The sequence below is a fragment of the Chryseobacterium sp. MYb7 genome, from assembly GCF_002979455.1.
Taxonomy (GTDB): Bacteria; Bacteroidota; Bacteroidia; order Flavobacteriales; family Weeksellaceae; genus Chryseobacterium.
This window is the reverse complement of the sequence record NZ_PCOU01000019.1, coordinates 1-25,624: the sequence shown is the minus strand read 5'-3', so window position 1 is coordinate 25,624 and position 25,624 is coordinate 1. Positions and strand designations below refer to the sequence as shown.

General features: G+C 35.9%; 19 protein-coding genes. 6 read left to right on the top strand and 13 right to left on the bottom strand.

The annotated features are described in order from the left end of the window. Positions 1–64: 64 nt before the first annotated feature. The gene (locus CQ046_RS15180; RefSeq protein WP_105703089.1) at positions 65–2,803 is read right to left on the bottom strand and encodes a fibronectin type III domain-containing protein; all 2,739 of its coding nucleotides are present in this window, start codon (positions 2,801–2,803) and stop codon (positions 65–67) included. A 296-nt stretch (positions 2,804–3,099) separates the two neighbouring features. On the opposite strand from CQ046_RS15180, the gene rplS reads away from it, so the two are divergent. Then, entirely contained in the window at positions 3,100–3,456 is a 357-nt protein-coding gene (gene rplS, locus CQ046_RS15175; protein WP_068942389.1) for a 50S ribosomal protein L19, read from the top strand. A gap of 75 nt (positions 3,457–3,531) precedes the next feature. On the opposite strand, the gene CQ046_RS15170 is transcribed toward rplS, so the two are convergent. Both CQ046_RS15170 and CQ046_RS15165 read right to left on the bottom strand, forming a co-directional pair. After that, on the bottom strand, positions 3,532–3,975 hold the full coding sequence (locus CQ046_RS15170; RefSeq protein WP_105703088.1) for an SRPBCC family protein: 444 nt from the start codon (positions 3,973–3,975) through the stop codon (positions 3,532–3,534). Positions 3,976–4,279: 304 nt separating this feature from the next. Next, positions 4,280–5,062 carry an AraC family transcriptional regulator gene (locus tag CQ046_RS15165; protein ID WP_105703087.1) on the bottom strand — a complete coding sequence of 261 codons (783 nt, stop codon included), beginning with the start codon at positions 5,060–5,062 and terminating at the stop codon, positions 4,280–4,282. Between the two features lie 79 nt (positions 5,063–5,141). Between CQ046_RS15165 and CQ046_RS15160 the strand changes: the two genes are divergently transcribed. Further along, entirely contained in the window at positions 5,142–6,284 is a 1,143-nt protein-coding gene (locus CQ046_RS15160) for an MFS transporter (protein ID WP_105703086.1), read from the top strand. Between the two features lie 146 nt (positions 6,285–6,430). Here the strand turns inward: CQ046_RS15160 and CQ046_RS15155 are convergent, their stop codons facing one another. From CQ046_RS15155 to rpsA, 4 genes are all read right to left on the bottom strand, one after another. Next, positions 6,431–7,423: an alpha/beta fold hydrolase gene (locus CQ046_RS15155; RefSeq protein ID WP_105703085.1), complete on the bottom strand. Its 993-nt coding sequence runs from the start codon at positions 7,421–7,423 to the stop codon at positions 6,431–6,433. 81 nt (positions 7,424–7,504) lie between these two features. Continuing rightward, positions 7,505–8,491: an EamA family transporter gene (locus tag CQ046_RS15150; protein ID WP_105703084.1), complete on the bottom strand. Its 987-nt coding sequence runs from the start codon at positions 8,489–8,491 to the stop codon at positions 7,505–7,507. 124 nt (positions 8,492–8,615) lie between these two features. Further along, the gene (locus CQ046_RS15145) at positions 8,616–11,246 is read right to left on the bottom strand and encodes a T9SS-dependent M36 family metallopeptidase (RefSeq protein ID WP_228406971.1); all 2,631 of its coding nucleotides are present in this window, start codon (positions 11,244–11,246) and stop codon (positions 8,616–8,618) included. Between the two features lie 396 nt (positions 11,247–11,642). Then, on the bottom strand, positions 11,643–13,433 hold the full coding sequence (rpsA, locus tag CQ046_RS15140; protein WP_105703082.1) for a 30S ribosomal protein S1: 1,791 nt from the start codon (positions 13,431–13,433) through the stop codon (positions 11,643–11,645). A 518-nt stretch (positions 13,434–13,951) separates the two neighbouring features. On the opposite strand from rpsA, the gene CQ046_RS15135 reads away from it, so the two are divergent. Beyond that, positions 13,952–15,259, top strand: a complete 1,308-nt coding sequence (locus CQ046_RS15135) for a DEAD/DEAH box helicase (protein ID WP_105703081.1) — start codon at positions 13,952–13,954, stop codon at positions 15,257–15,259. A gap of 98 nt (positions 15,260–15,357) precedes the next feature. Here CQ046_RS15135 and CQ046_RS15130 read toward each other — a convergent pair whose 3' ends face one another. Further along, positions 15,358–16,251 carry an SMP-30/gluconolactonase/LRE family protein gene (locus CQ046_RS15130; protein ID WP_105703080.1) on the bottom strand — a complete coding sequence of 298 codons (894 nt, stop codon included), beginning with the start codon at positions 16,249–16,251 and terminating at the stop codon, positions 15,358–15,360. Between the two features lie 254 nt (positions 16,252–16,505). On the opposite strand from CQ046_RS15130, the gene ccoG reads away from it, so the two are divergent. Then, entirely contained in the window at positions 16,506–17,948 is a 1,443-nt protein-coding gene (ccoG, locus tag CQ046_RS15125; RefSeq protein ID WP_105703079.1) for a cytochrome c oxidase accessory protein CcoG, read from the top strand. A gap of 209 nt (positions 17,949–18,157) precedes the next feature. Here ccoG and CQ046_RS15120 read toward each other — a convergent pair whose 3' ends face one another. Further along, positions 18,158–19,039, bottom strand: coding sequence for an AraC family transcriptional regulator (locus CQ046_RS15120; RefSeq protein WP_105703078.1), 882 nt, complete (start codon positions 19,037–19,039; stop codon positions 18,158–18,160). Between the two features lie 95 nt (positions 19,040–19,134). Continuing rightward, positions 19,135–21,816, bottom strand: coding sequence for a reprolysin-like metallopeptidase (locus tag CQ046_RS15115; protein WP_105703077.1), 2,682 nt, complete (start codon positions 21,814–21,816; stop codon positions 19,135–19,137). 182 nt (positions 21,817–21,998) lie between these two features. On the opposite strand from CQ046_RS15115, the gene CQ046_RS15110 reads away from it, so the two are divergent. Both CQ046_RS15110 and CQ046_RS15105 read left to right on the top strand, forming a co-directional pair. After that, complete coding sequence (locus tag CQ046_RS15110; protein ID WP_105703076.1) at positions 21,999–22,343, top strand: MerR family transcriptional regulator; 345 nt, start codon at positions 21,999–22,001, stop codon at positions 22,341–22,343. Positions 22,344–22,805: 462 nt separating this feature from the next. Next, complete coding sequence (locus CQ046_RS15105) at positions 22,806–23,210, top strand: helix-turn-helix domain-containing protein (RefSeq protein WP_105703075.1); 405 nt, start codon at positions 22,806–22,808, stop codon at positions 23,208–23,210. Between the two features lie 117 nt (positions 23,211–23,327). Here the strand turns inward: CQ046_RS15105 and CQ046_RS15100 are convergent, their stop codons facing one another. The 3 genes from CQ046_RS15100 to CQ046_RS23915 all read right to left on the bottom strand — a co-directional run bounded on the left by CQ046_RS15100 (position 23,328) and on the right by CQ046_RS23915 (position 25,523). Further along, the gene (locus CQ046_RS15100) at positions 23,328–23,585 is read right to left on the bottom strand and encodes a hypothetical protein (RefSeq protein ID WP_105703074.1); all 258 of its coding nucleotides are present in this window, start codon (positions 23,583–23,585) and stop codon (positions 23,328–23,330) included. Between the two features lie 566 nt (positions 23,586–24,151). Then, positions 24,152–24,700 (bottom strand): hypothetical protein, encoded by a 549-nt coding sequence (locus tag CQ046_RS15095; protein WP_105703073.1) that lies wholly within the window; start codon positions 24,698–24,700, stop codon positions 24,152–24,154. A gap of 16 nt (positions 24,701–24,716) precedes the next feature. Further along, a complete protein-coding gene (locus CQ046_RS23915; RefSeq protein WP_410493687.1) occupies positions 24,717–25,523 on the bottom strand; it encodes a JAB-like toxin 1 domain-containing protein in 807 nt (268 codons plus the stop codon). Positions 25,524–25,624 lie beyond the last annotated feature (101 nt).

Here is a 25,624-nt window from a genome sequence, read left to right as displayed (position 1 = left end):
ATTAAATAAAAAAGAGGCTGCCATTGCTGGCAGCCTCTAAAATTATCATTGTATTTAGCTTATTTTACTGAATAATCAGCTTTAAAGTAAATAGTTTTCTTCCGTGTACTTTTACAAAATAAACACCAGCCGGAAGGTTTTCATTCACCAAAGAGAAACGCTGGTTATTGATATTTTTCGATACATAAAGTAGTTCTCCTGAAGCTGAAACTAATTCAATTTTTTCAATTGGATAATCACTTTTAATAAAAGTAGGTTGTCCCGGTTTCGTTGGATTTGGATACAACACTACATTTTTCTCTGTGCTTCTTGTTTCTTCTGTTCCTAAAGTAGGAGAAGCCACCTGAAACTGTACTCTGTTGGAAACTTCCGTATAAGAGTCATTGGTAAACATGACCATATAATAATTTCCTGGAGTGGCAGGTACCGCTGTTCCCTGAATTGTCTTTGTTCCCTGAGTTACACCGTCAAAATACGTATAAGAAACAAAGTTATCATCCGGTGTCTGAATACTTTGAGGATAAATTCCCAGCCAGTCTTTGATGATTCCAGGAGAATCCGTCCATGAAGCCGTAATATTTTCTCCTAAAGTATAGACCGGTTTGTTGATCCACAGGTCAGTGACAATGTCTCCCACTTTAAAGAATACCTTCTCCCCGATTCCGTTGTATCCGTCTTCCAATAAGTACTGAGCGTAATAATATCCTTTTGGAAGTCCTGTGAAATTAAGGGTTCCAGAAGCAGCTGTCACATAGCTCCATTTGATAGAAGCAGTAGTTCCCGGAGTCTGTCCCATTTTATAAATTCCGATCCAGTCTTTCTGCAGGCTTGGTCCGTCTGTAAAATTGATGACAACCGTTCCTCCTACCGGATACGTGTCTGCTGTAGCCTGAAGCTGCACTTTCGGTCCTACATAGAAATTTTTTCTTGCCGTAATTTCCGTATAACCGCCATTCGCAAAAAATCCTGCAAAATACTGACCTTTAGCAGCCAAACCATTCGGGAAAGTAGCTGTTCCGGCAGTCTGTCCGTTCGTATAAACAAACCCTTGTGAAGTGGTTGAAGCCGGAGTTTGTCCTTTCTTATAAATTCCTACCCAATCTTGCTGATTTCCTGGACCTCCTGTATAAGTAGCCGTGATCGCTTCGTTTTGAGCATATTCTGTTTTATTTAAAGTAAATGTAGGATTTGACACTACACTTCCTGTAATTTCGAACTGCTTTACATCACTCCATTCACTCCATTCAAGGTTTCTGTCTCTGTAACGTGTTTTCACATAATAGATACCATTTGGAATAGAATTCGAAGCCAGCGTTACTTTTGTAATATCTACTCCATCATTCAGGTTTTTGGTTTTATCCGGAGTTCCGTTTCCATCTTTTCCGAACCAGTTTTCAAAATCTCTGTAGAATTCTTTTTCAATGACAGAAAAATTAGAAGTTTTACTCAACAGGAATTGTGTTGTATTTAAAAGCTCTCCGTTTGAAGAGGAAAATGCACTTCCATTCAATGTCAGTGGCAAAGTAATAGTACCTGTGAAATTGTTTGTGATGGATGGTTTTGCCGGTTTAGGCTGGTTTTTATATCTGTGGAAAGAATCTACCAGGACATTATTTTTCTTGTTGTACACTCCACCAATCGAATAACATTCGATATCTACTTTTCCTGTCGGAATATCTACTTCCACAATCTGATACGTCCAGTCTGTCAATGTTTTCTGAACATCATCAAAATCCTGCTCATTAGACATTCCCCAGTATTGATCCCAGGCTGTTCCTCCTGAAATGATCTGATAATTCGGTGTATTTTTAAGCTGGCCTCTGTGATACAGGTGATGGTGGGCTCCTACGTGCATCAGATATTTATCTGAAGTTACCAGAAGCGGTACTGCATTTTCTCTTACCCATGTAGAAATATCTCCTACATACTGCTCTGCCTGGTAAGGTCTGTGGCTTAAAGAAATAATCCAGTCTACGGTAGCATCATTGTTGGCTGCTGTTAAGACTTGCTGAAGCCATGTCTGCTGTGCAGATCCTGTATGTTCTGAACTTAAACTTACGAATAATACATTACCAGCCTGTTGAGCATAATAATTTTCATTTCCTGAGCTTATTCCTTTATAACTAATTTCATCAATATAAAAGTGAGCATAGTAAGAATTCATTCCCATCGTTCCATAGGTCTCATGGTTTCCTACCGTTGTCTGAATAGGCAGATAAGGCGATAATTTAATATTCTTTTTAAAGTGAACATTTTCATAGTGATCCAGAGTTCCAACGTCTACCTGATCACCCACCATAAAAGTAAGCGCAATATTATCAGAAGGATCGGTAGTTGCCCCGAACTTTTCTTTTAATTTTTTATAAGCATTCAAAGTAAGCGTATCATATCTTGGTTCTGCTTTGATCTGGTTGTCTCCCATGATAAGGAATCGGATTTTTCCATTAGCCGTTACAGGCTGTCCAGGTAAAGGAAGCGTTCTGAAATTATAAATAGCAGACTCACTTGTTCCTGTTTTGATCTTATAATAGTATTTTGTATTCGGCTGCAGATTGTTAACCTTTGCCGTGTGATAATAATAGTTGTTGTTGTATCCTGTATCTGAGAAGATATTGGTGGTTCCCGTTACCGTTACATTCAGGTTGGTTGGAGAATCTCCATAGATCACTGTTGTTTCATTATTGGAAGCTGTTTTCCAATTGACGATCATAGAATTGGGAGTCGGGTTTTGTAAATAAGGATACAAAGCCTGCCCGAAAGCCATCTGGACCGCGAAACAAAAAAAGAAGAAATAATGTTTCATAATCGTTTTCGTTTTAAAATAACATATAGAATTTCGAATTGTAAATCAGTCAATTAAAAAATCATTGCTGTGATTTTTTATTTCGGGCAAAAGTAGAATTCCCATATAAACTCAGTCTGATGGTACTTTGAAGAAACTGTTAATTTTTCAGCAAAATCGGAACGAAAAAATTATAGTTTTTAGCACATTAATTATTTGGCGTATTCAAAAACTATTTTGTACATTTGCAACCTGTTATTCAACCTCTGACGAAGAACGTGTAAGTTGCTTAGCTTTAACATTTTATTTTATTAATAATGGATTTATTAAAGTACGTACAAGACAAGTACATTGCGAAAAAAGAATTCCCTGAATTCAAAGCAGGTGATACAATTACTGTGTATTACGAAATTAAAGAAGGACAAAAGACTAGAACTCAGTTCTTCAAAGGAACAGTTATCCAACTAAGAGGTACTGGATCTACAAAAACTTTTACCATCAGAAAAATGAGTGGTGATGTAGGTGTAGAAAGAGTATTCCCTATTAACTTACCTGCACTTCAAAAAATTGAGGTTGATAGAAGAGGTAGAGTTAGAAGAGCTAGAATTTACTACTTCAGAGACCTTAGAGGTAAAAAAGCAAGAATCAAAGACGCTGCTTACAAGAAGAAATAATTCAGACAACAATACATACAAAAAGAGGCTGTTTACATGTAAACAGTCTCTTTTTTTGTTAAAACATTTTTTATCTTATTTCTTATACGGAGTTCCGTTGCCGGTTTCCAGAAAGAGTTTCAAACTTCCGACAAACTGATTCCAGCCACCAGAACAAATAGTATAGCATTCCACAGCCGGATTCAACCCTGTATGGGTAAGCTGCAGCAAGCTGCTGTTTTCCTTTTGTTCCATTTCCCAGACGATAGTTGTCCCAATCCATTCAGTCTGATTTTTTAATTCAGGAATGGCAATCAAAGAATCTTCAACCAACCAGATTATTCTCAAATTGGGTATTGATTCTTTTATTCGTATTGTCTTATGAATATTGTCTCCAAATCTTACTGTAAAAACATCGCCTTCCTGTGCTGATGCTCCGGTAAATAGCTCAGACCACCAAAGAGGAATCTGATGAGCAAGTGCTTCATAGGTCTTCTCTGCCGCTGCCTTGAGTTCAATTGTAGTAGTATAATTGTCCATATTCTTTATTTTTTGTAAAGCTATTCTGTTGACTCATACAATTTTAAGCAAATTACTTTTCAATAGACTTTGCATAGGGCAAGAAATGTTTACCAGTTTTAAACCATTAAGAGTTTTTAAGGAGGTAAGATAAGTTAAGAAAAATCAGAGATTTTTGTAGTAGAATTCATTTTGATTTTTTTTACAAGCAGATCATTAACCATGTCAAGGTTTAAAACCTTGACATGGTTAACAACCTAAAAAAAAAATTTAATCTTTCTTTTGATTAAAGACCCTATTTTCTCAATCTCTTTTTACTTGATGACTATTCGTTTTTCATCAGATATTGTAAAGGAGTAGATCCTGTATGCTTTTTAAAAAACTCAATAAAAGCACTGTCCGAAGAAAAATCAAGAATATGAGACACCTCTCCTATTGAATTGCCTTCTACCAAAAGTTCAATGGAGCGTTGCAGCCTCCATTGCTGTCTCCAGTCCTGATAAGACAATTCTGTTTCTTTTTTAAAAATACGGCTGATTGTCTTTTCCACAACCCCTACTTCTTCTGCAAGATTTTTCAACATGGGAGGTGTAGAGTTACGCTGAGTCCAGTCTTCTACAATTTTCTTAAACCGCCGGTCCCGTGGCATTTTAAGTTCCAGTTTTTCTTCCGGTGCGCTTTGCATTTCATCCCAGAATACTTTTAAAAGATGGGTCTGATCATTTTTGAGAGCAGACCATTCCCAAAAACAGATCCTTTCTATAATTTCTTTTAGCAAAGGATTTACATGCAAAACTTTAAGACCCGAACCTATATATTTTCCTGCATAATTTTCATCAAAATAAATCGATCTATAGGCTACAATATTTCTAAAATTGACACGGTGAACTTCATTTGCTGGAATCCAGAGCATTCTAAACGGAGGCAAAACTAATTGCCTGTCAGAAGTAGTAACCGTCATACAGCCTGATGGTGCATACAACAACTGAGATTTCGTTTTATGAAAATGAAAACCGGAATCATGCAATACCATATCTGAGGCTATTCCAACTACCATTTCCGGAATAGAATCGGCATTAAATTCTTCATTCTGTTTTAATACAGCCATGTCCTATTTTTGATGTTTTTTGTTTTTATCTCATTATAAATATACATTCATTTTTTGGAAACTTTGCAGAAAAAAAAAAATGAAAAAGACAAATCCTATATGGCTGCTGACTTTGCTGGTAATGCTTCCGCAGTTTATAGAAACCATCTATAGCCCTGTTTTACCCATGGTTCAGGAAAAGTTCGGGGTGAAAGAAGAATCTGTAACTTTGACGATCAGTTTATATTTTATAGCATTTGCTCTGGGAGTGGCATTTTGGGGCGTTCAATGTGACAGAATCGGAAGAAAAAAATCATTAGAATATGGTCTCATTACCTATGGAATCGGAGCTTTAACAGCTGTTTTCGCACCCAATTTTATCATTTTTCTTGCAGCCAGAATTATTTCAGCATTTGGAATTTCTGTAGGTTCTATTGTTACACAAACCATTTTAAGAGACAGCTATGACAAAGATCATCTCAGCAAAGTTTTTTCCTGGATCGGAATTGGCTTATCTGTAAGTCCTGTAGTGGGAATGATTACTGGTTCAGTATTGGCCTCTTCCGTTGGACATCAGGGAATATTTGTCACATTGTGTTTGCTGGCTGTATTATTCTTCACTATTTCGAGGCAAAAAATTTCTGAAACACATCATTCGGTAAAAGAAATCAACATAAGTACTTTGGTAAAATTGTTCAAGCGAATGATTCAGGATGGGGAAATTATCAGATGCTGTTTATTAATCATGAGCTTTAATGTCCTCCTGTTTTCGTATTACTCTCTAGCCCCGTTTATCTTTAAAGAATACCATTATTCCTCATATACATTTGGATATAGCAGTATCATATTGGCAGCTGGAACATTTGCAGGGGCAAAGCTTAACAGATTTCTGTTATTGAGAAACATACAACCTAAATATTTAGTTAAAGCAAGTACATTTACAGCATTTGCAGCCTCTATTTTTGTGTGGATTCTGGCAAGTAAAGGAATTTACTTCTTAATTCCCTATTTTTTTATTGTAATGGCATTCAGTACGGCTATCCCTAATATTCTGAGTACAGCACTTATTAATTATAAAAATGAAACAGGAAGTGCCGGGGCTTTACTGGGATTGATTTATTATATACTGATAGGTTCAGGACTAATAGGTATTGGTTTAATACAAAATCTGGGAATTTCGTGCGTGTTGTTTTCTGGAATTGGAGTTGGTACTTTACTGCTATTTGAAGGCAAAAAGAATTGATTTTGAAACATTATGTTTAATGAAGGTGATAAGATGAGTTAAGCTTCATCAAAGATGAAAAATTAAGCAGAATGTTTATAGTGCTTACTATTTTTAATCCCTTGCAAAAACTTAATGTTTCAAATATTTTATGGCTAAAGATTGATTTATTGTATAAAATTATACACTGCTTCAATGAATTTTGGATAGACTTCAATATGGGGAAGATGTCCTACGTTTTCAATCTCCACAAGCTTTGAACCGGCAATTTCACGTTGAGTTTTCTTTCCAAGTTCCTGATACTGCCCCATTTTCGGCTGAAGTTCTTTAGGTGCTCTGTCCTTTCCTATTGCCGTTCTATCTCTTGTACCAATGATAAGCAATGTAGGAACTTTAATATTCTTAAATTCATAACAAACGGGTTGATTGTAGATCATATCCGTGGTAAGTGCTGCATCCCAGGCTACCTGAGGATAATCTTTATGAAGCGTCCACCCAGCAATTAAATCAAGCCAGGGCTGATATTCTTCTTTCCATTTGTTGTCGTAATAGAATTTCAGCTGATAATTTTTATACGTTTCGGCTGTATTCTTAAGTTCAGACTGATAGGCCTGATCAATGGTCTGATATGCTGCGAAAGTCTTATAATCTTCCAGACCGATTGGATTCTCAAGTATCAGTTTCTGTACTTTCTCAGGATATAATAATGTAAATCGGGTCGCTACCATTCCTCCCATCGAATGTCCCAGAATTATAGCTTTATCAATCTTTAGCTCATCCAGAACTGCTTTTGTATTTTCTGCCAGCTGTGAAAAAGAAAACTGGTAAGCATGAGGTTTTGAAGACTTGCCAAATCCTATCTGATCCGGAATCACTACCCTGAATCCTTTAACAGAAAGATCTTTAGCAGTTCTCTCCCAATAAGCACCATTAAAGTTCTTCCCGTGGAGAAGCATAATTGTTTTTCCATTGGGCTTTTGTGGCTGCACATCCATATAGGCCATCTTCAAATCTTCACCCTGAGACTTTAAATTAAGAAAATGAACCTCATAAGGATATTGATAATCAGACAGCATTGCATCCAGAGGCTTTACCTGTGAAAACATAAAACCGGAGAACGTGATTGTAAAAGCAGCCAATATATTTCTGAAATGTTTCATGAAACTTTTATTTTAAAGATTAAAATTAAAAAAACCGCTCCAAAAGGAACGGTTTCAAGTGTTATTTTTAATTAAATATTTTTAAGATAATTCTGCCATCGCAACTTCTTTTTCTTTCTTTGAAGGCAAGTTCATCAGAACAATAGCGAAAAGAATAAGCGCAATTCCTATCCATTGGATGAAAAATACTTTCTCTCCCAGTAAAACAAAAGCCATTGTTACGGAAACCGGAAGCTCCAGTGAGGAAACAATACTTCCCAGTCCCAATCCTGCATTTGGAAATCCAACATTGAATAAAATCGGAGGGATAATGGTTCCAAACAGTGCTAAAACAAATCCATAGGTCAAAAATATTGAATAGTTAAATGAGTGAATGTGTTCTGTATTATCTGTGAAATTTAAGTATAATGATTTTAAGCCATCAAAATACATTGGTCCTATCTGAGCAAAGAATAAAAAAGCAAAAACTACTACTGAACCACCTGCCAGCATAATAATACTCTTTCTGAAAACCGGAAGATGGGTAGCAAGTGTATTGGAAGTAAACATCGTCAAGGTATATGAAGCAGCCGCCATCAGACCCCAGAATACCCCGTGCCAATCCAGCTCTATTTCCATATTAATAAGATTAGTTGCCAGAACTGTTCCCAGCAATACGATAACCACAGAAACTACTTTTCTTGCATTAGGCAGCTTCTTAGTAATAATACTTTCCACTACTACACTGAACCAAACTGACTGCATCAGCAAAACAATAGCAATAGAAACATTGATGTACTGTACTGCAATATAATAGAATAAACTTGTTCCCCCCAGGGAGGTTCCTGCAAGCAGCAACATTCTGACTTCTTTAGAGCTTGGCCGCGATAATTTTTGTTTTGAGGTTAAAGTCTGAATAAGATTAAGGATCAAAAGTCCCGTCAGACCTAAAACGAATTGAGAGGTAGTTACTTCCGAAGTTGTAAAACCATCATGATAAGCCATTTTCACAAAAGTGGCCAACATACCGTATATACTAGCTCCAATCCCTACAAATAAAACACCTTTTAGTATATTTTTCTTCTTCATAATTTTTTTAACAGCCTGCAAAGGTACGATATATAAATTAAACCTATCCGGAGTGTTAGGTTAATAGATAAATAAAATCGCCACAAGCAAGCTTGTGGCGATTTTATAATTGAGGATAAGTAAATTATTTCTTAACCATTACTTTTGAAGAAGCTTCAAAACCAAGTCCTTTAATTTTAACCATATAAGTTCCGTTTACCAAATTGCTTGTAGAAATTGCTTTCTTAGCATCCGGTGAAACTTTATCTTCAGAAGAAACCAGTTTTCCAGACATATCAAAAAGTTCTACGCTCACTTTTCCTAGAGTATTGCTCGGGAATTTGATATAAAACTCATCCTTTGCCGGGTTTGGATAGATAGAAACATCTTTATTTTTATCACTGTTTACTTCATTAGTACCCAATAATGCACATTCTTCCGGTACGCTGAAGTCCTGAATCTGGTCATTAATGTTATTTTTAACTCCTGCAGAAGCATTCACTCCTAAACCTCTTCTTGCAAAAACGCCCCAGATCATACATTTATCCTGTCCCTGTGTAGTTGCCAGCTCTGCGGCCAATATTGCGTTTCTTCCGTCAATAAAGCTTGGGTTACATCCCTGAAGTTTCAGAGCGTCTGTTACCAGTTGTAATACTTTTGTGCTGCCATTAGGAGTTGTAGATAATACATCTGAAGAATATCCGTATTTTTCAACATACTTCCAGTGAAGATCCCATAACATTGTAGCCCACACAAAACCGATTGAATGTACATCCGGAACTACTGCTGTTCCGTTATTGTACTCCATTCCGTTCGTGTTTCCGTAGGTATATCCATTAACAGAAAGGTTTGTTGAATATTTTGCAGGTCTGATACCAGCTCCTGTTATAGCCTGACCTAATGCATAAGTACCTGTACCTCTTGCTACAGTAGCATTATCTCCAGCTTTGTTAGTCAACATTAAAGCAAAGAAATCAGACCATCCCTCTCCCATTTGCTCTTTACTCACGTTTGCATTCAAACATCCAGATCCTGAACCTGTCATTCTGTTTGATATTCCGTGGCCATATTCGTGGATTACAATTCCGTTATCAAAACTTCCATCTGGCGTCATGTTTCCTTTAAGGGTAACATTTACGTTGGTGTTTGCAGCAAGCTGAGTTTTTATGTATTCTCCTTCAGAATTAATAATAAGCACTGAAGGAATAGTGATTGTAGCATCTGTTCCCGCCATATTTCCCAAAGTAGAACCATTGACTGCATTATTATAGACAATAGCTGCCTTAGCCCCTGCATCCTGAAGATTTTTTACTTTAACAGTAAAAGCACACGTTCCTCTTTCAACCAAACCAATCTTATCAGTCAGTGAACCCACTGGTAAAGCAGTACATCCATCTAAAACCGGAGACAGCATTACATCTCCTGTAATCCCATTCATCGGTACCGGAATACCGAACTGAGCTGTTCCTGCTCCTGGTGTGCGGGAAACAGCAGTAGTTGGCGCATTATAATAAAATATTCTACCAATAGATGACCAAAGATACATCTGCATTCTGGGAGTATATCCATCTGATGGTGAAGAGAAATTAGCGTTGTTTAATCCACTTCCATCCTGAGCTTCTGCATATACAGAGTCGTCATCTCCTCCTACAGGCCCATTTCCAAAATTGTTCTGCTGAAAGTTCTTTGCAGATTCTGTAAATCCGAACTTATAGAAAATATCATGCATCTTATTGTTAATATAAAACAAGTTGGTAATCGCTGCATTTCTATTATTTACAGGAGCTTCATTGATATTAAAAGCAAAATTAAAGTTTCTTGTGGCTCCTCCTTCTGCCGGAGTACCTGTAAGGTAATCAGGAGCTGTTAAAGCTGTTCCCGCCACATCTTCGTAAGCAAAAACGTTATTCCCTCTTGTAACTGTATAATGGTTTACCCCATCAGAATGCCATCCTTCAGGAGAAGCACTTAGCAGCCATGGATTAGTCAGAATTGATCTTGAACCGAAAGTAGGTGCTTCAATTGGCAATGGAAATACATTGTAGGATGCATTATCTGGTACAAGCAAAGGAATATTATTTTGTACCATGCTGTTTTGAGGTCCTATTAATGTATTCTCAAAATGATCCGCATGATTATAATTAGTATCTGAATCATAAGCATCATGATGGAAATTACAAGATAGTGTCAGATTATTTTTCAACAGAATGTTTCCATTATTGGCATCTACTAAAATATTCCAGTAATTTGGAGATTTTGGCTCCATTAAAGTATATTCATATGCCAGACGAAGATTTCCATTCTCATCATTGGTATACACCAGTCTTTGATTAGCTGATGTAGCTTTTTTCTGAGTCTTTTCAAGATATTCAAGAACTGTAAAATTAGCAATATCAGGATTCTTTAAATCTTCAGCAATCTTTTGAAGCGCCGTATTTTTATTAATAACAGCTGTACCTGAAGTAGATGCAGTATAATCTTTTACAAAATTGTCTGTATAATAAACAATTTTATTATCCTTAATCAATGCTGTTCCCACAGAACTGTATATGGGTAACCCATTATAAGTCTGTAAAAATTTCACAACATTACCATTCAGTGATTTTGACGGATCTACATTATCAATAATAATATTGTTAAGATCAGATTTTTTACATTCTCTTATTTTGTTTTGAGAAATATAATCTTTAATCAGCTTTTCATTATCTTGTCCAAACAATATTGTTGGAAATACAGAAAACACCGCAAATAAAAGAGGTAGAGCTTTATTTTTCATATCCATTATTAAAGCCGCTAATCTACAAATAATTCACAAATCTTTATTATTTTTCTTACTTAAAATTTAAAAATAAATCAATACAAATAAATTAATTAAATAAAAATAATTTTACATATTTCTCAATAGAGAGAACCTTATCATAGATTTACAGCTACAGCATTATATTTACAAAGCTTTTAGATATTTTTAATGTAATTATTTCACTAAATTAAATCATTAATGAATGAATATTTTCAATAGTAAATAGTCATCAATTTTTATTGTTTTTTTTCATTTTTGATATCCAAAAAAATGATATCATTTTCACTTTTTACCCGATTTATTTCTCGTCCTTATTCGCATAAAAAAAAGCCGCTCAAATGAGCGGCTCCTTATTTATCAATGGTTCAAAGATTATTTACCTTCTTCCATTTTTCTTTTCAACTCTGCTAATGCATCGATGTCTCCAAGAGTAGATCTTTCTTCGTTGTTAGAAGAAGAAGATACGTTTCTAGAAGAAGATTCTTTAACGTTTTTCTTTTCTTCGTCTCTGAAGATACCTGTGTGAGATACTACTACTCTCTTGAATTCTTTGTTGAATTCGATTACTTTGAATTGAGCATCTTCACCTTTTTTGATTTTAGATCCATCTTCTTTCTCTAATAATCTTGAAGGGCAGAATGCTTCTACTTCAGCATCTTCGAATTGAACAGAAGCTCCTTTATCGTGAACCTCTACAGCTTTACCAGCGTGGATAGTTCCTTCAGCATATTTAGTTTCGAATTTATCCCATGGGTTTTCAGTCAATTGCTTGTGACCTAGAGATAATCTTCTAGCTTGGATATCTAATTCAAGAACTACAACGTTTAGTTTATCACCTACTGCACAGAATTCAGATGGGTGCTTGATTTTCTTAGTCCAAGAAAGATCAGAGATGTAGATTAATCCGTCGATACCTTCTTCTAACTCTACGAATACACCAAAGTTAGTGAAGTTTCTTACAGTTCCTACATGCTGAGATCCTACCGGATACTTAGCTTCGATGTTTTCCCATGGATCTTTAGACAATTGCTTGATACCAAGAGAAATTTTTCTTTCTTCTCTATCTAAAGTTAATACTTCAGCTTCTACTTCATCACCTACTTTTACGAAATCTCCAGCAGATCTTAAGTGAGTAGACCAAGACATTTCAGAAACGTGGATTAATCCTTCTACACCTGGAGCAATTTCTACGAATGCACCATAGTCAGCAAGAACTACTACTTTTCCTTTTACTTTGTCACCTACTTTCAAGTCAGCAGAAAGAGCATCCCAAGGATGAGCTTCTAATTGCTTCATACCTAATTGGATTCTTGTTTTCTCATCATCGAAATCAAGGATTACAACTTTTACAGTTTGTCCGTCCTCTAGGATTTCAGATGGGTGGTTCACTCTAGACCAAGAAAGGTCTGTAATGTGGATCAATCCATCAACACCTCCTAAGTCAATGAATACACCGTAAGAAGTAATGTTCTTAACAGTTCCTTCAAGAACCTGACCTTTTTCAAGCTGAGCGATGATTTCTTTTTTCTGACCTTCGATATCTGCTTCGATCAATGCTTTGTGAGATACCACTACGTTTTTGAACTCAGGGTTGATTTTCACAACTTTGAATTCCATAGTTTTTCCTACGAACTGATCGTAATCTTTAATTGGCTTAACGTCAATTTGAGAACCAGGTAAGAATGCTTCGATTCCGTGAACGTCAACGATCATACCACCTTTAGTTCTAGATTTAACAAAACCGTTAACGATTTCTCCAGTTTCGTGAAGTTCGTTTACTTTATCCCAAGCTTTAAGCGTTCTAGCTTTTCTGTGAGATAATTGTAATTGACCAGTTTTGTCTTCTCTCTTGTCAACCATTACTTCTACCTCATCACCTACTTTCAGGCCTTGGTTGTAACGGAATTCGTTTAGAGAGATAACACCTTCAGATTTGAAGTTGATGTCTACGATAGCTTCTTTGTCAGTTAATCTTACAACTCTACCAACTAAAACGTCGTTATCGTCTAGGTTGTTTAAAGATCCGTTGTAGATTTCTTCTAAATCGCTTTTTTCTTTTCTCGCATCTGCATCAAGACCTGATTCGAATGAATCCCAATCAAATTGTTCTGGTGCTACGTTTTGGTTTAATAAAACCTCTGCTGAATTTGTCTCTTTTGACATTTTCTAATAAAAATTTGTATTCCTTCTTTTTTAACGGTTTGAATAAATGCGGATTAAAAAATACGGAAGTAATTAATTGTAAGTAATTTACTGTTCAAACCTTTTCGCCACAAAAGTGGGTGCAAAGATATGAATTTTATTTAAGATAAGCAATACATTTCAGCACGCTAATATTTAACTTATATATTTAAAAATCAATACTTTGATTAAAAAATGCTTCGACTAAGCTCAGCATGACATTCTAATACTAACTGTTTTAAATTTAGAATGAAGCAATATCCGCTGTCATGCTGAACATAAACTGAAAGTTTACAAACGCAGTTCACAAAGCATTAATAAGTAGAGGACAATATGAGATTCTTCATTTCGCTGAGCTTTATTCAGAATGACACTAACACAGAATTAAAGAAGAACAATACTGGCCTATCCCTCTCAGGCTCTCAAACTCTCAAACTCTATCACTCCAGAACCCTCAAACGCTCTCACCCATCCCCACTTAAAATCACTACCTTTGCACCATGGAATTACAACCGATCTATCAAAAGCTGCAGATTCAGGATATGAATCAGATGCAGAAATCTGCTTATAAAGCGTCTGAAAACAATACAGACATCGTTTTGCTCTCTCCTACAGGATCAGGAAAGACTCTTGCCTTTTTATTTCCGGTGCTGAGAAATCTGAAAAAAAATGTTCAGGGAGTTCAGGTTTTGATATTGGTTCCTGCCAGAGAGCTGGCCTTACAGATTGAACAGGTTTTTAAAGCCATGGGAACAGATTTTAAAGTATCTGTATGCTATGGCGGGCATGATAAAAAAATCGAGGTTAATAATTTAATTGAAGCTCCCGCTGTACTCATAGGAACTCCAGGAAGGATTGTTTATCATTTAAGAAATAACAATTTTGATCCAAAGACAATTAAGACCTTAGTTCTTGATGAATTCGATAAAGCTCTGGAACTAGGTTTTCAGGATGATATGGAATTTATTTCCAATTCTTTAAAAGGACTTTCTCAAAGAATCTTAACTTCTGCAACAGCAATGGATGAAATTCCTGCTTTTACAGGCTTAAAAGATGAAAAAGTAATCAGTTTCCTTAAAGAAAATGATATAAAACCGGATCTTCAGTTGAGAAAAGTAATGACTATTCCCGAAGAAAAACTGGATACCCTTTTCAATCTGGTTTGTAAAATCGGAAACAAAAGAACATTAATTTTCTGTAACCACCGTGAGGCTGTAGACCGTATCTCTGAGCTTCTTAATCAAATGGGAATCGACAGAGAAACCTTCCACGGAGGTATGGAACAGGACGAAAGAGAACGTGCCCTGCTTAAGTTCAGAAATGATTCTGCAAGAATTCTTATTACAACCGATCTGGCTGCCCGCGGACTTGATATTCCTGAAGTGGAATCTATTGTTCATTATCAGCTTCCTCCCAAAGAAGATGCCTTCATCCACAGAAACGGACGTACAGCAAGAATGAATGCCAAAGGTTTTGTATATCTGATCATGACTGAGGAAGAAAATTTCCCGTTCATTAAAAACAATACACCTGAAGAAAGTGTTGCCGGGTTTACTAAAGTTCCGCAAAAAACACCTTTCCAGACGGTTTATATCAGTGCCGGGAAAAAGGATAAAGTAAATAAAGTAGATATTGTAGGATATCTTTTAAAGAAAGGAGAACTGCAAAAAGAGGATGTAGGAATTATTGAAGTGAAAGATACTACCTCTTATGTTGCCGTTTCCAGAAATAAAGTAAACGCTCTTTTAAGAAAACTTCAGAACGAAAAACTGAAAGGAAAGAAGGTGAAAATGGAGGTTGCTTATTAGACCTTCCACTCAATTGTCATTGCGAACAAAGTGAAGCAATCTCATATGTAATGAAAAGAGATTGCTTCGTCGCCATGCTCCTCGCAATGACACAAAAATTATTTAATACCTCTTACCCTTGTAGGGAAAGTATATACAGATTTTGAGGCAGTAATGAAGAGAATATCATTGTCTTTTCCACCAAAAGTGACGTTAGATGTCCACTTTTCCGGGATAGAAATATGGTAAATTTTCTTTCCCAAACGGTTAAAAACATGCACTCCATTCCCTGTTAAATAAAGGTTTCCATGTTTATCCAGCTCCATTCCGTCTGAACCCATTTCGCAGAACAATTTTTTCTCAGACAGCTTTCCATCCCCCAATATATCATATACATAGGTTTTCCCGGCATCGATATCAGAAATATATAATTTCTTTAATTTTTCACTTCCTACAATTCCATTAGGCTGTGTAAATGTATCTAGTTTGATTACTTTTCCGGTTTTATCTCTGTAATAAAGGCTTTTGTGCTGAATTTCCTGTTTAAAGCCAACCCAGTAATCTCTTTCATACAGAGGATCAGTAAAGTACATTCCTCCAACTTCATCATTCCAGACATCGTTTGGCCCGTTCAGTCTTTTTCCTTCAAAACCTTTCAACAAAACTTCTACTTTTTTATCTTTTGAGATTTTCCAGATCTCTCCCTGATCATCAGAGCAGGTAATTAAATATCCGTCTTTGTCGAAGTGTGTTCCGTTGGCCCTTCCAGTCTTATCTAAAAACTCTATCACCTTATTGCTTTTCCAGTCCCAGTAATAGATCTTATCATTAGGCTGATCCGTAAAGTAAACATTTCCCTCTTGATCAGCAGATGGTCCTTCTGTGAAACTGAACTTGTCGGAAACCATTTCCGGTTGTACTCCTTCATAAAACATTTTACTATAATTTACTGATTGACAGTTTATCAATGCGAAAACCAAACCAATCATGCTTATTTTAAATATATTCTTCATGCTTCATTTTTAAAAGTGCAATTTACAATATGAAACATAGGTTTCAAAATATTTTCTCATTTTGATACAATAAAAATCATCAACACAAAATGTCCCAATTGTACTATTTTGGAAGTAGATCATATTAGTACTAAAAGGATATAATCCGGAGCTTTGCAGTACAGGATCAACATACTTTTTTCATGAAAAAAAATCTTAAAAAGAGAATGAATCCTGATGAAAATTGTACCAAAATACTTTTATAGCATACAACAATGAGCGCAGAATCCAACAATATCAAGTCTTTGGAAATTGAAAATGAAGATTTCAGAAATTCAGTGGGAACGATGGATGAAACTGGAAAAAGGAAGTGGATTTTCCCAAGAAAACCTAAAGGAAAATATACCAATTACAGAAATTACACCAGCTATCTTCTCCTTGCTTTATTTTTCGGATTGCCATTTGTAACAATCAATAATAATCCTTTTCTCCTCATTAATGTCATTGATGGAAGATTCTTTATCGTTGGACAGCCATTTTACTTACAAGACTTTTTCATTCTTGCCTTAGGAGCAGTAACATCTGTTATTTTTGTGATGCTGTTTACCGTAGTTTTCGGAAGGATATTCTGCGGCTGGCTGTGTCCTCAGACTCTTTTTATGGAAATGGTTTTCCGAAAAATAGAATACTGGATCGAAGGTGACAGAAACAAACAAATGAAACTCGACAGACAGGAATGGGATGCAGAGAAAATCCGAAAAAGACTGATAAAATGGTCTGTTTTCCTTTTAATTTCACTGACTATTTCCCACTTCATGTTCATGTATATCGTAGGCTATAAAGAGGTTTTCCGTATTATGGCTGAAGGTCCTGAAGGAAACTCACTGAAGTTTACCGGTATGATATTCTTTACCATGACCTTTTATTTTGTTTTTGCCTGGCTTCGTGAGCAGGTTTGTACGCTGGTCTGCCCATACGGAAGACTTCAGGGGGTATTGATTGACAAACAAACCATCAATGTATATTATGATTTTAAAAGAGGTGAAGGCCGTGCAAAATGGAGAAACAATGAAGACAGAAAAGCAGCAGGAAAAGGAGATTGTATCGACTGTAACCAGTGTGTGGTAGTATGTCCTACAGGAATTGATATCAGAAACGGGCAGCAGCTGGAATGTGTAAACTGTACGGCATGTATTGACGCCTGTGATGAAGTGATGGAAAAAGTAGGTTTACCTAAAGGGCTCGTACGTTATGCCACGGAAGCCGAAATTGAAAATCAGGATAAATTCCGGTTTACTCCAAGAATGAAAGCTACAACTGCTATCCTGGCACTACTTATCGGATTCCTTGGATTCTTAATGTACGACCGAGGCTCTATGGAAGCGAAATTCATCAAACCGGCAGGATCTACATTTTTCGTTAAAGACGGTAAAATCACCAATACTTTTATTTATACCCTTCTGAATAAATCGAATGAAAAGAAAACCCTTACTATCAGAGTAATCTCTCCTACCCATGCTGAAATTACTTATTTCGGTTCTGAAAAAATCATATTGAAAGGAGACCAGATCCTGAAAGGAAACATCAATATTTCTTTCCCTGAAGAAGAGATTAAATTCTCAAAACAAAATATGGTCATTGGAGTTTTTGATGAAAAAGGAACACTGGTAGACTCATTTGAAACCACTTTTGAAGGACCGTTTAAGTTAGCTTTGTAGGAGGCAGATGATAGGTGACAGGTTGCAGGTAATAGGTTTTAGCGATTAGGGATTGGGGATTGGGGATTGGGGATTAAGAAAATACTTTGAAAATATTGAAAGAGCGTATTTGTGATCCAATAAGCAATACCCATCAACAAAATCAACTAATAACCAGAAACAAAAAACAACCCGCAACTTTAAACTCAAAACATTAAACTTTAAACTCATTAAGCCTTATATTTCCTCATAAACTGAGTAGGAGTCATTCCGGAGCTTTTCCGGAATACTCTTACAAAGTAGGAATACTCTTCATATCCTAAACGGAAAGCAATTTCCACAAGGCTTTCATCAAGGTACATCAACATTCTTTTGGCTTCCAGTACTACTCTTTCAGTAATGATGTCAGTAGCGGTTTTCTGAACAACCGTCTGCACGATTCTGTTTAAATGTTTGGATGAAATACCCATTAAAGAAGAATAATAGGTAATTGATTTCTGTTCTGCAAAATGCTGTTCAATCAAATTTTCAAAATCCTGATAATGTTTAAAATAAGAAAGTCCGGCAGTGGAATCCATGGTATCAAAGTCTCTTGAAAATAATCGGGCAGCATTGATGAAGATCTGAGACATTAATGATAAGATCAGCCCTTCTTTCATAATATTTTTAGCCTGATGCTCTTCCCCCAATTCCTGAAATAAAGTGATATTTTTCTTCAGTTCTAAAGTGTCCAGTTGAAGTTTTCTGGGAAATGATACGGATCCGAAAAAGGGAAAATTTCTCAGTTTCTGATTCACATAATGCATTTCATAAAATTCCTGGGAGCAAAAGAAAATATACCCTTCTATGTCTTCTGAAAGTTCCCAACTGTGAATCTGACCCGGTGACAAAAAGAAAAAGCTTCCTTCAGAAACATCATATTTCTGAAAATCAATCTCGTGTACTCCTGTTCCTTTGGTAAAAAGAACCGCAGCATAGAAATCATGCCTGTGAGGTTTTTCAATATGACGGTGTCCTACTACCAAATGGTTTTTCATGGTATTAAAATAAAAATCTGAAGTATTTTTACCCGCCTGGAAAAGATTGATATGAAGAACTGAGATCGGATTCATCACTTATATTTATATGGATCGTAAGGATTCACAAATTTAAACAAAAAAAGGACCGGTATAGACCGATCCTCTTTATCTGTTACAACGAACTGTTGTTATTTAATGACAAGTTTGCTGTTGTAAACTCCTTTTGAAGAGTTGATGCTGATCACATATACTCCTTTAGGAACATTTACATTAAACTCTTTGGTATTATTGCCTTCACTCTTATATGCTGAAGAATAAACCAGTCTTCCACTAGCATCAAACATATTTACTTTTACATCTCCTTTTATATTTTGAGATTTAATAAAGAAGTTACCATCACTTGGATTAGGGTAAATCTTAATATCATCTGCCAATGGAGAATTTGGTTCTTTAATTCCTAGTGACTGCGTCTGGCGGGTACATACCTGAAGTGTCCATCCATTGATGGTTCCTGTATCTCCTGTATAATTATCTGAAGCAAACAATTTCCATTGCCCTTGTGCAGGATGTCCTACGAAAATACCCAATGATTCATTAGATTTAGCTTCCCCTTGAATAGGTGTAGCACAAACAACCGCATTTCCTGTATCACTGAATGTAGCGGCTATATTATCCTGAGAACCACACTGTCTGTGCCAGATAAGGGCAGATGTTCCCAAAGGACCTTCTATTCCCAGTGAAACATCACTTACATAAGTATGAGTAACAGAAGGTGTTACTTTAATTTTTGTAATGATTCCAGGGTTGTTAACTGTCATTGGTGCTGAAACCATAGGTGAAGCAATCGCAGCATTTCCTCCAGGACCATCCGTAATAGGAACAGCAGGACCTCCGTAAGTATAGGTAGTACAGTTTTCTCCTTCTACACTATAATCAATCACGAAACTAGGGCTTACCGCATAATAGATATTTCCTACAGCTTCTACCAAAATATAGGCATTCGTGGCAGTAGATCCTGCCGGAATTGCAACCTGCTCACTTCCATCGTTAGGAGTATTGGCTGCAATAGTAGTAAATGTCTGCCCTCCGTCTGTAGATAATTTAATATTCACATTCGCTGTACTTACAGGCGCTTGTGTGGTATTTGCTACATCCCATGTCACATTAACTGTTGATCCAGAGCTTGCAGACTGACCAAATGCAGGAGCAGTCACTTTAAATGGCCCCGAAGCATTATTTACAGTGATCATCATGGCATCCTTACTGGTTTGAGGAGCAGCAACGCTGTTATTTCTTACAGTCAGCGCGAAATTAAGGTTTCTTCCTACACCAGAAACTGTTTCCCACTTGGTAGTAAGAACTCCGGCTAATACTTTATTGAAGTCCGGGAAGTATCTTACCGGAGTGGTTACCGGACTTATGGATCTGAATGTTGGACCAGTTGGTTTGTTCAGATAAGGAATAGAATTATTTCCTGTTTGAGCCGAACCAGAATCCATCTGTTCCCACGTATAGGTATAAGGTGCTGTATTGGCATCTGTAGAAGTTCCTTTAAGGACAAATGCGGTAGATTTTGGAATGACATAATCTGCACCTGCATTGATGGATGGTGCCGGATCTGCAAAAGGAGTATTGGCACCACAGGCAACACTGTTTATGTTTGTTTTAATTTCCTGTACGCTAAATCCATGAAAATAATCATTGGAATTAAACTGTACGTCATAGTTACTTGTAATTCCGGTATAAGCCATAATGGTAGAACCACTACCCGGCTCCACTAATGACGCCAGATTACCAGATGCTGTACTGTAGCTGAATGTGTGATTTGCTCCTAACTGATGTCCCATTTCGTGAGCCACATAGTCGATATCAAAATTATCTCCTTCCGGATAATTGCTGGCTGTCCATCCCATTGCTTTAGTGGCATCATCGCAGATATCACCTGGTGCATATCCGTTTCCGTCTTCACGGTCAAAAATATGTCCCATATCATAGTTGGCAGCACCAATGAGGTTGGTAATTGTTGTCTGCCCTGCCTGATTTTGCTCGTCTGATGCAGTATAAGGATAGCCCGGTGAAGTTGTATTGATAAAAATGACAGCATCATTATTGGCTACCAGGTTAAAATGAAGGGAAAGATCTTTTTCAAAAACACCGTTCAGACGGGTCAGTGTAGTGTTCATTGCTGCTAAAACAACCGCTTTCTTTTGTGCGTCTGTTGCTCCCGAAGGTGTTCCCGCTGCGGTAAGGTGATATTGTGCATATTCAGCTGTACAGGTTATGGCCAGTCTGAAGACATTAAATCCTGCCGTTTTTTTATTGGCAGCATTGTTTTTTTTTTCGGAATTTTTGACTTCAGATTTATTGGGTGTAGCACACTCAAAAGGTTGTTTGTCCTGCCCTCTTCTTGCATTGGAATCAAAAACAGCGTATACAGATCTGTCTTCTGTGTAGGGTTCGATAAATTCGGAGATTCCTGATCTTGTTGTCATGGATGAAAAACCGACTGGTGAAAGACTGAATCTTACATATACAGAAGGGTCTTCCAATCCTGTTCCTACATACGATCTGATATCCGGAAATTTTGCCTGCAATTCTGGAGCCATATTGGAATATTCCCATACCTGAAACTTTTCAAGCTTTCCATTAGCAGAAGGAAGAGAAATAACCACTCCTTTTTCACTTGAAAAACGCACCGGAGCATTTTTCAATGATTCTTTAAGCTGGTCAGCATTTAATGCATACAGCCCGGAAAATTCTAATTTTTCCTGCGATTTTTTAACTTTCTGAGCCCTGACCTCAGTTCTTGTCCACTGTGAAAACCCTAAAAAAGGGATGATCAGTGAGAAAATAAAGAAATAATGTTTCATATCATAATAGTTTGGGTTGAATTTGACTAAGATATTAAAAAATCAGATTCATTTTTATTTTTTTCTCACTTATTCATGAATAAAATACATCTTCTTTGAAATAAAAGTCATACAGCACTTTTTACAATATATTTGGCTACAACTTTAAAAAATTTTTATCTTTGAGGTTTAGGAGTTGTAAAATGAAAATAAATTTACCTGATAAACTGTATTATTCTATAGGAGAAGTAGCCAAAGCATTCGATGTAAACACTTCATTAATACGCTACTGGGAACAGGAATTCCCTATTATCAAACCTAAAAAGAACAGAAAAGGTAACCGATATTTCACTCCTGAGGATATCAAAAACCTTCAGATGATCTACCATCTGGTGAAGGAAAAAGGATATACTCTGGACGGAGCCCGTATCGCTTTGACCACCAACAGTAAAATTTCCGAAACCATTACCCTTATCGACCGTCTGGAATTTGTAAAAGCTGAACTCATTAAGCTAAAAGAGTCTTTAGGAGAAAGGGATGATGAATAGTTTCTTTGAAAATATAAAAACCTCCGCTGCAATGAATTGCAGCGGAGGTTTTGTTTAAAGTCTATCAGAAAACACGATCAATAGCTACTTTCATAACATATTATACCCCCTTCACCAACCCCCTCTACCCCATGAGTAAGAGGGTATAGCCTGTTATATAAGGGACTGTAGGTACTTCTGAACCGGCTATAGACACTTGATAAAGTGGTTGGAGAGGTTTGTCATAGTGCTTAGAGGGACTTTCTAAGTGTCTGGAAACAGTTTACGAAATGGTTATAGCAAATTAATGAGCGGCTGCAGAGACTTACCGGAGTGACCGAAAGCACTTCCGAACCTGTTGAAGACACTTTATAAAATGGTTCCCGACACTTTAATAAGTATAACAGGAATATTTTACCAGACATTTTTTAACTTTTACTTTACAGAATGTATTATCTTTGAATCTTCACAAATTGATTAAGAATGGACTATAAAATACATCAGGGAAGAAATGTAAAACGTTTTAGAGAAATGCTTGGAATAAAGCAGGAAGCATTGGCTCTTGATTTAGGCGAAGACTGGAACCAAAAGAAGATTTCTTTACTTGAACAAAAAGAAACCATCGAAAACCAACTGCTGGAAAAAATATCCGAAGTACTGAAAATTCCTGTAGAAGCTTTTCAAAATTTTGATGAGGAACAGGCTGTGAATATTATAGCAAATACTTTTCAAGATGATGCTGTTGCCTATGCTGAGCAATACAAATGTAACATCAACCCAATGGACAAAATTATCCAACTTCACGAAGAAAAGATTGCTCTTTATGAAAGAATGCTGAAAGAAAAGGATGAAATGATGGGCAGACTGGAAAAGTTGCTTGAAAAATAAAAGATAAAAACCACTGCTGGAGCAGTGGTTTTTATCTTTTATTTGTGGACACGAGCGAGACGCTCGTGCCAGCAGGGGGATAGTGAAACAATAAAAGGTCAACTATTAAAATTGGTTTTATTTACTTAAATCTTTACACCTACATGGTGGTGGAGCACCTTTAAAATTAATACTATCAAAATGTAAATAACTTTTCTTATTATTTCTTTCAATTAATAATGTTAAACTGCCTTTTTTTTTAGAAACATAATCTCCTAACTCAATTTTGTCTTTCCATTGATCAAGCGTAGGTAAACAAATTTTACCAAAATTCATATAAGCATTCATATGATTTAAGGAATCAGCAACTTCTCCTAAATATTTTTGTTTTTGCATTTCAATAGGAGAAAATTCAGAGACAAAAGAATCTGTTTCTGATTTAAAAAGATCAGATAATCCTTTTTCATTATTAAAATAAATAAAATTAAGAATCCAATCAAAGAAATGAAAAATAAAGATTTATTATTTTTTAACATTTATATTAATTTTTAGATGGGTTAGTTCCAAATAACTTTGTTGTACCATATTGGTATGATAGTCCCCGCTACCGCACGAATCCTTTCGTGTGGTCGAAAAACTATAAACAAATATATAAAATTGAATTCCTAAAACCCTTATCTTACATTTTTAACAATAACTCTTTATATATTTAGCCCGCGCACAAGATAATCTGTATAAGTATCACACGATACAATCGTGCGGGAGCGGGGGGTGCTACAGATGTTCTTTTGGAAAAAAGTATTGTTTCTAAAATTTTGGATATCCAAAAACTAAAAGAGAACGATAGACAACATGTCTTCGCTCTCCTTGATGCATTCCTCAAACAAACTAAATTACAATCTATAATGTAAAACAAACCCCACCGCAATGCGCTGGGGTTTTTGTTATAATTGTATAGAGTATTAATGTGTAAGCGTCGAGCAATCAGCAGAAGGATTAGAAAATGTAATATCTTCGTATGTATCAGAGAATTTTAATTTTCTATTCATTAAAATTGACTTCATACACCCCGAAATCGGAACTGGTGATAAAAAAGTTATTTCATCTTTTTTATTTAAAACAATATGCCAGTTTTTGAAGTCGTGAGTAATTATTGTCTTCTTTTGATTGAAATTTTCATACTTTACCTTTTTAAACATTTTTTCAATAGCCTTACATTCGTTATTTGGTAATATAAGCTTATATCCTTCAAACATATAAACATTTTTATACTGAGTTCTTTCCATAAATTCAGGTTCAAAAAAAGCAACATCAACCGAATATTGCTGTTCTCCATCTTTTATTTGATTATGAACAACTACGGCTAATATTTCTTTATTATTGTCAACTTTCCTTTTTTTAGAAACATATTCTATGTATCCATTTATAATATTATGTAAATCTTGTTTTCTAATAGTACTTTTATTCAATGTAAAAAAGAAAATTAGAATGATTAAAATTATTTTTTTCATATATATTCAATTAAAATTATTTTTTCTTTCCTGTATATACTGCTTGGTTGTAGTCATATTTTACATATCCACCATTTGCTGCGTTATTTTTTAACCATGTATTATACACATATTTAGAGAGTGCATTATTATTTTTTGAACGTCCTTTATCACCATCATCTGGATAAGCTATCTTAAATGTTGGATTTCCTTTATTCCATTTATCATCAGTAAAACCAGAAGGGTTATATTCAAATCCTGGGTGGGAGTGGCTAGCTTCAGAATACACACCATCTTTTGTTATATGCATGGTACCAGACCCAAAACTCAGATTATGATTCGCTAATACATCAGCAGCACTTGCGTGTTTAGTTTCATTGTAATTTGTGCTTATTACATTTGTAGAAAACCCGTCAGAAAAATCAAATTTATCCTGCCCAAATTCTACAGAAGTATTATCTGCTATAAATTCGAAAACTTGTGTAGCTGTATTATAATCATTTATTTGGAAATAACCGAAATCAGGTCCAACTCCTGCAATTGAAACCTTTTCATTCTTCAACTCGCCTATTTGCGAGTCTCCAGTAGGATTTGTTTCAGAAACATTGGTACGAGCGATTTGTATAGATTTAGATTCATCTTCATTGGTAACAGTGTCATAAGAATTAGTGTCTGCTGTTCTTTCTATTTTACCATCATTAAAAATCTTGATCTTATCTAGAGCTTGCATCCCATCGGGATCTATAAATCTGATTGGATTATTGTAAGCGTAATTATATGTTGACCAACGACGAGAAGTTTCCGCCAGCGGATCAATTACGCCCCATCTACCAATATCCGGCATATACATTCTGGCTCCATAGTCATACACTCCGTAGTCTACTTCATTTTTTAGGATTTGCCTGCTTCATTTTTCTTCACGCGACTGTTTACTTTTTGATCACT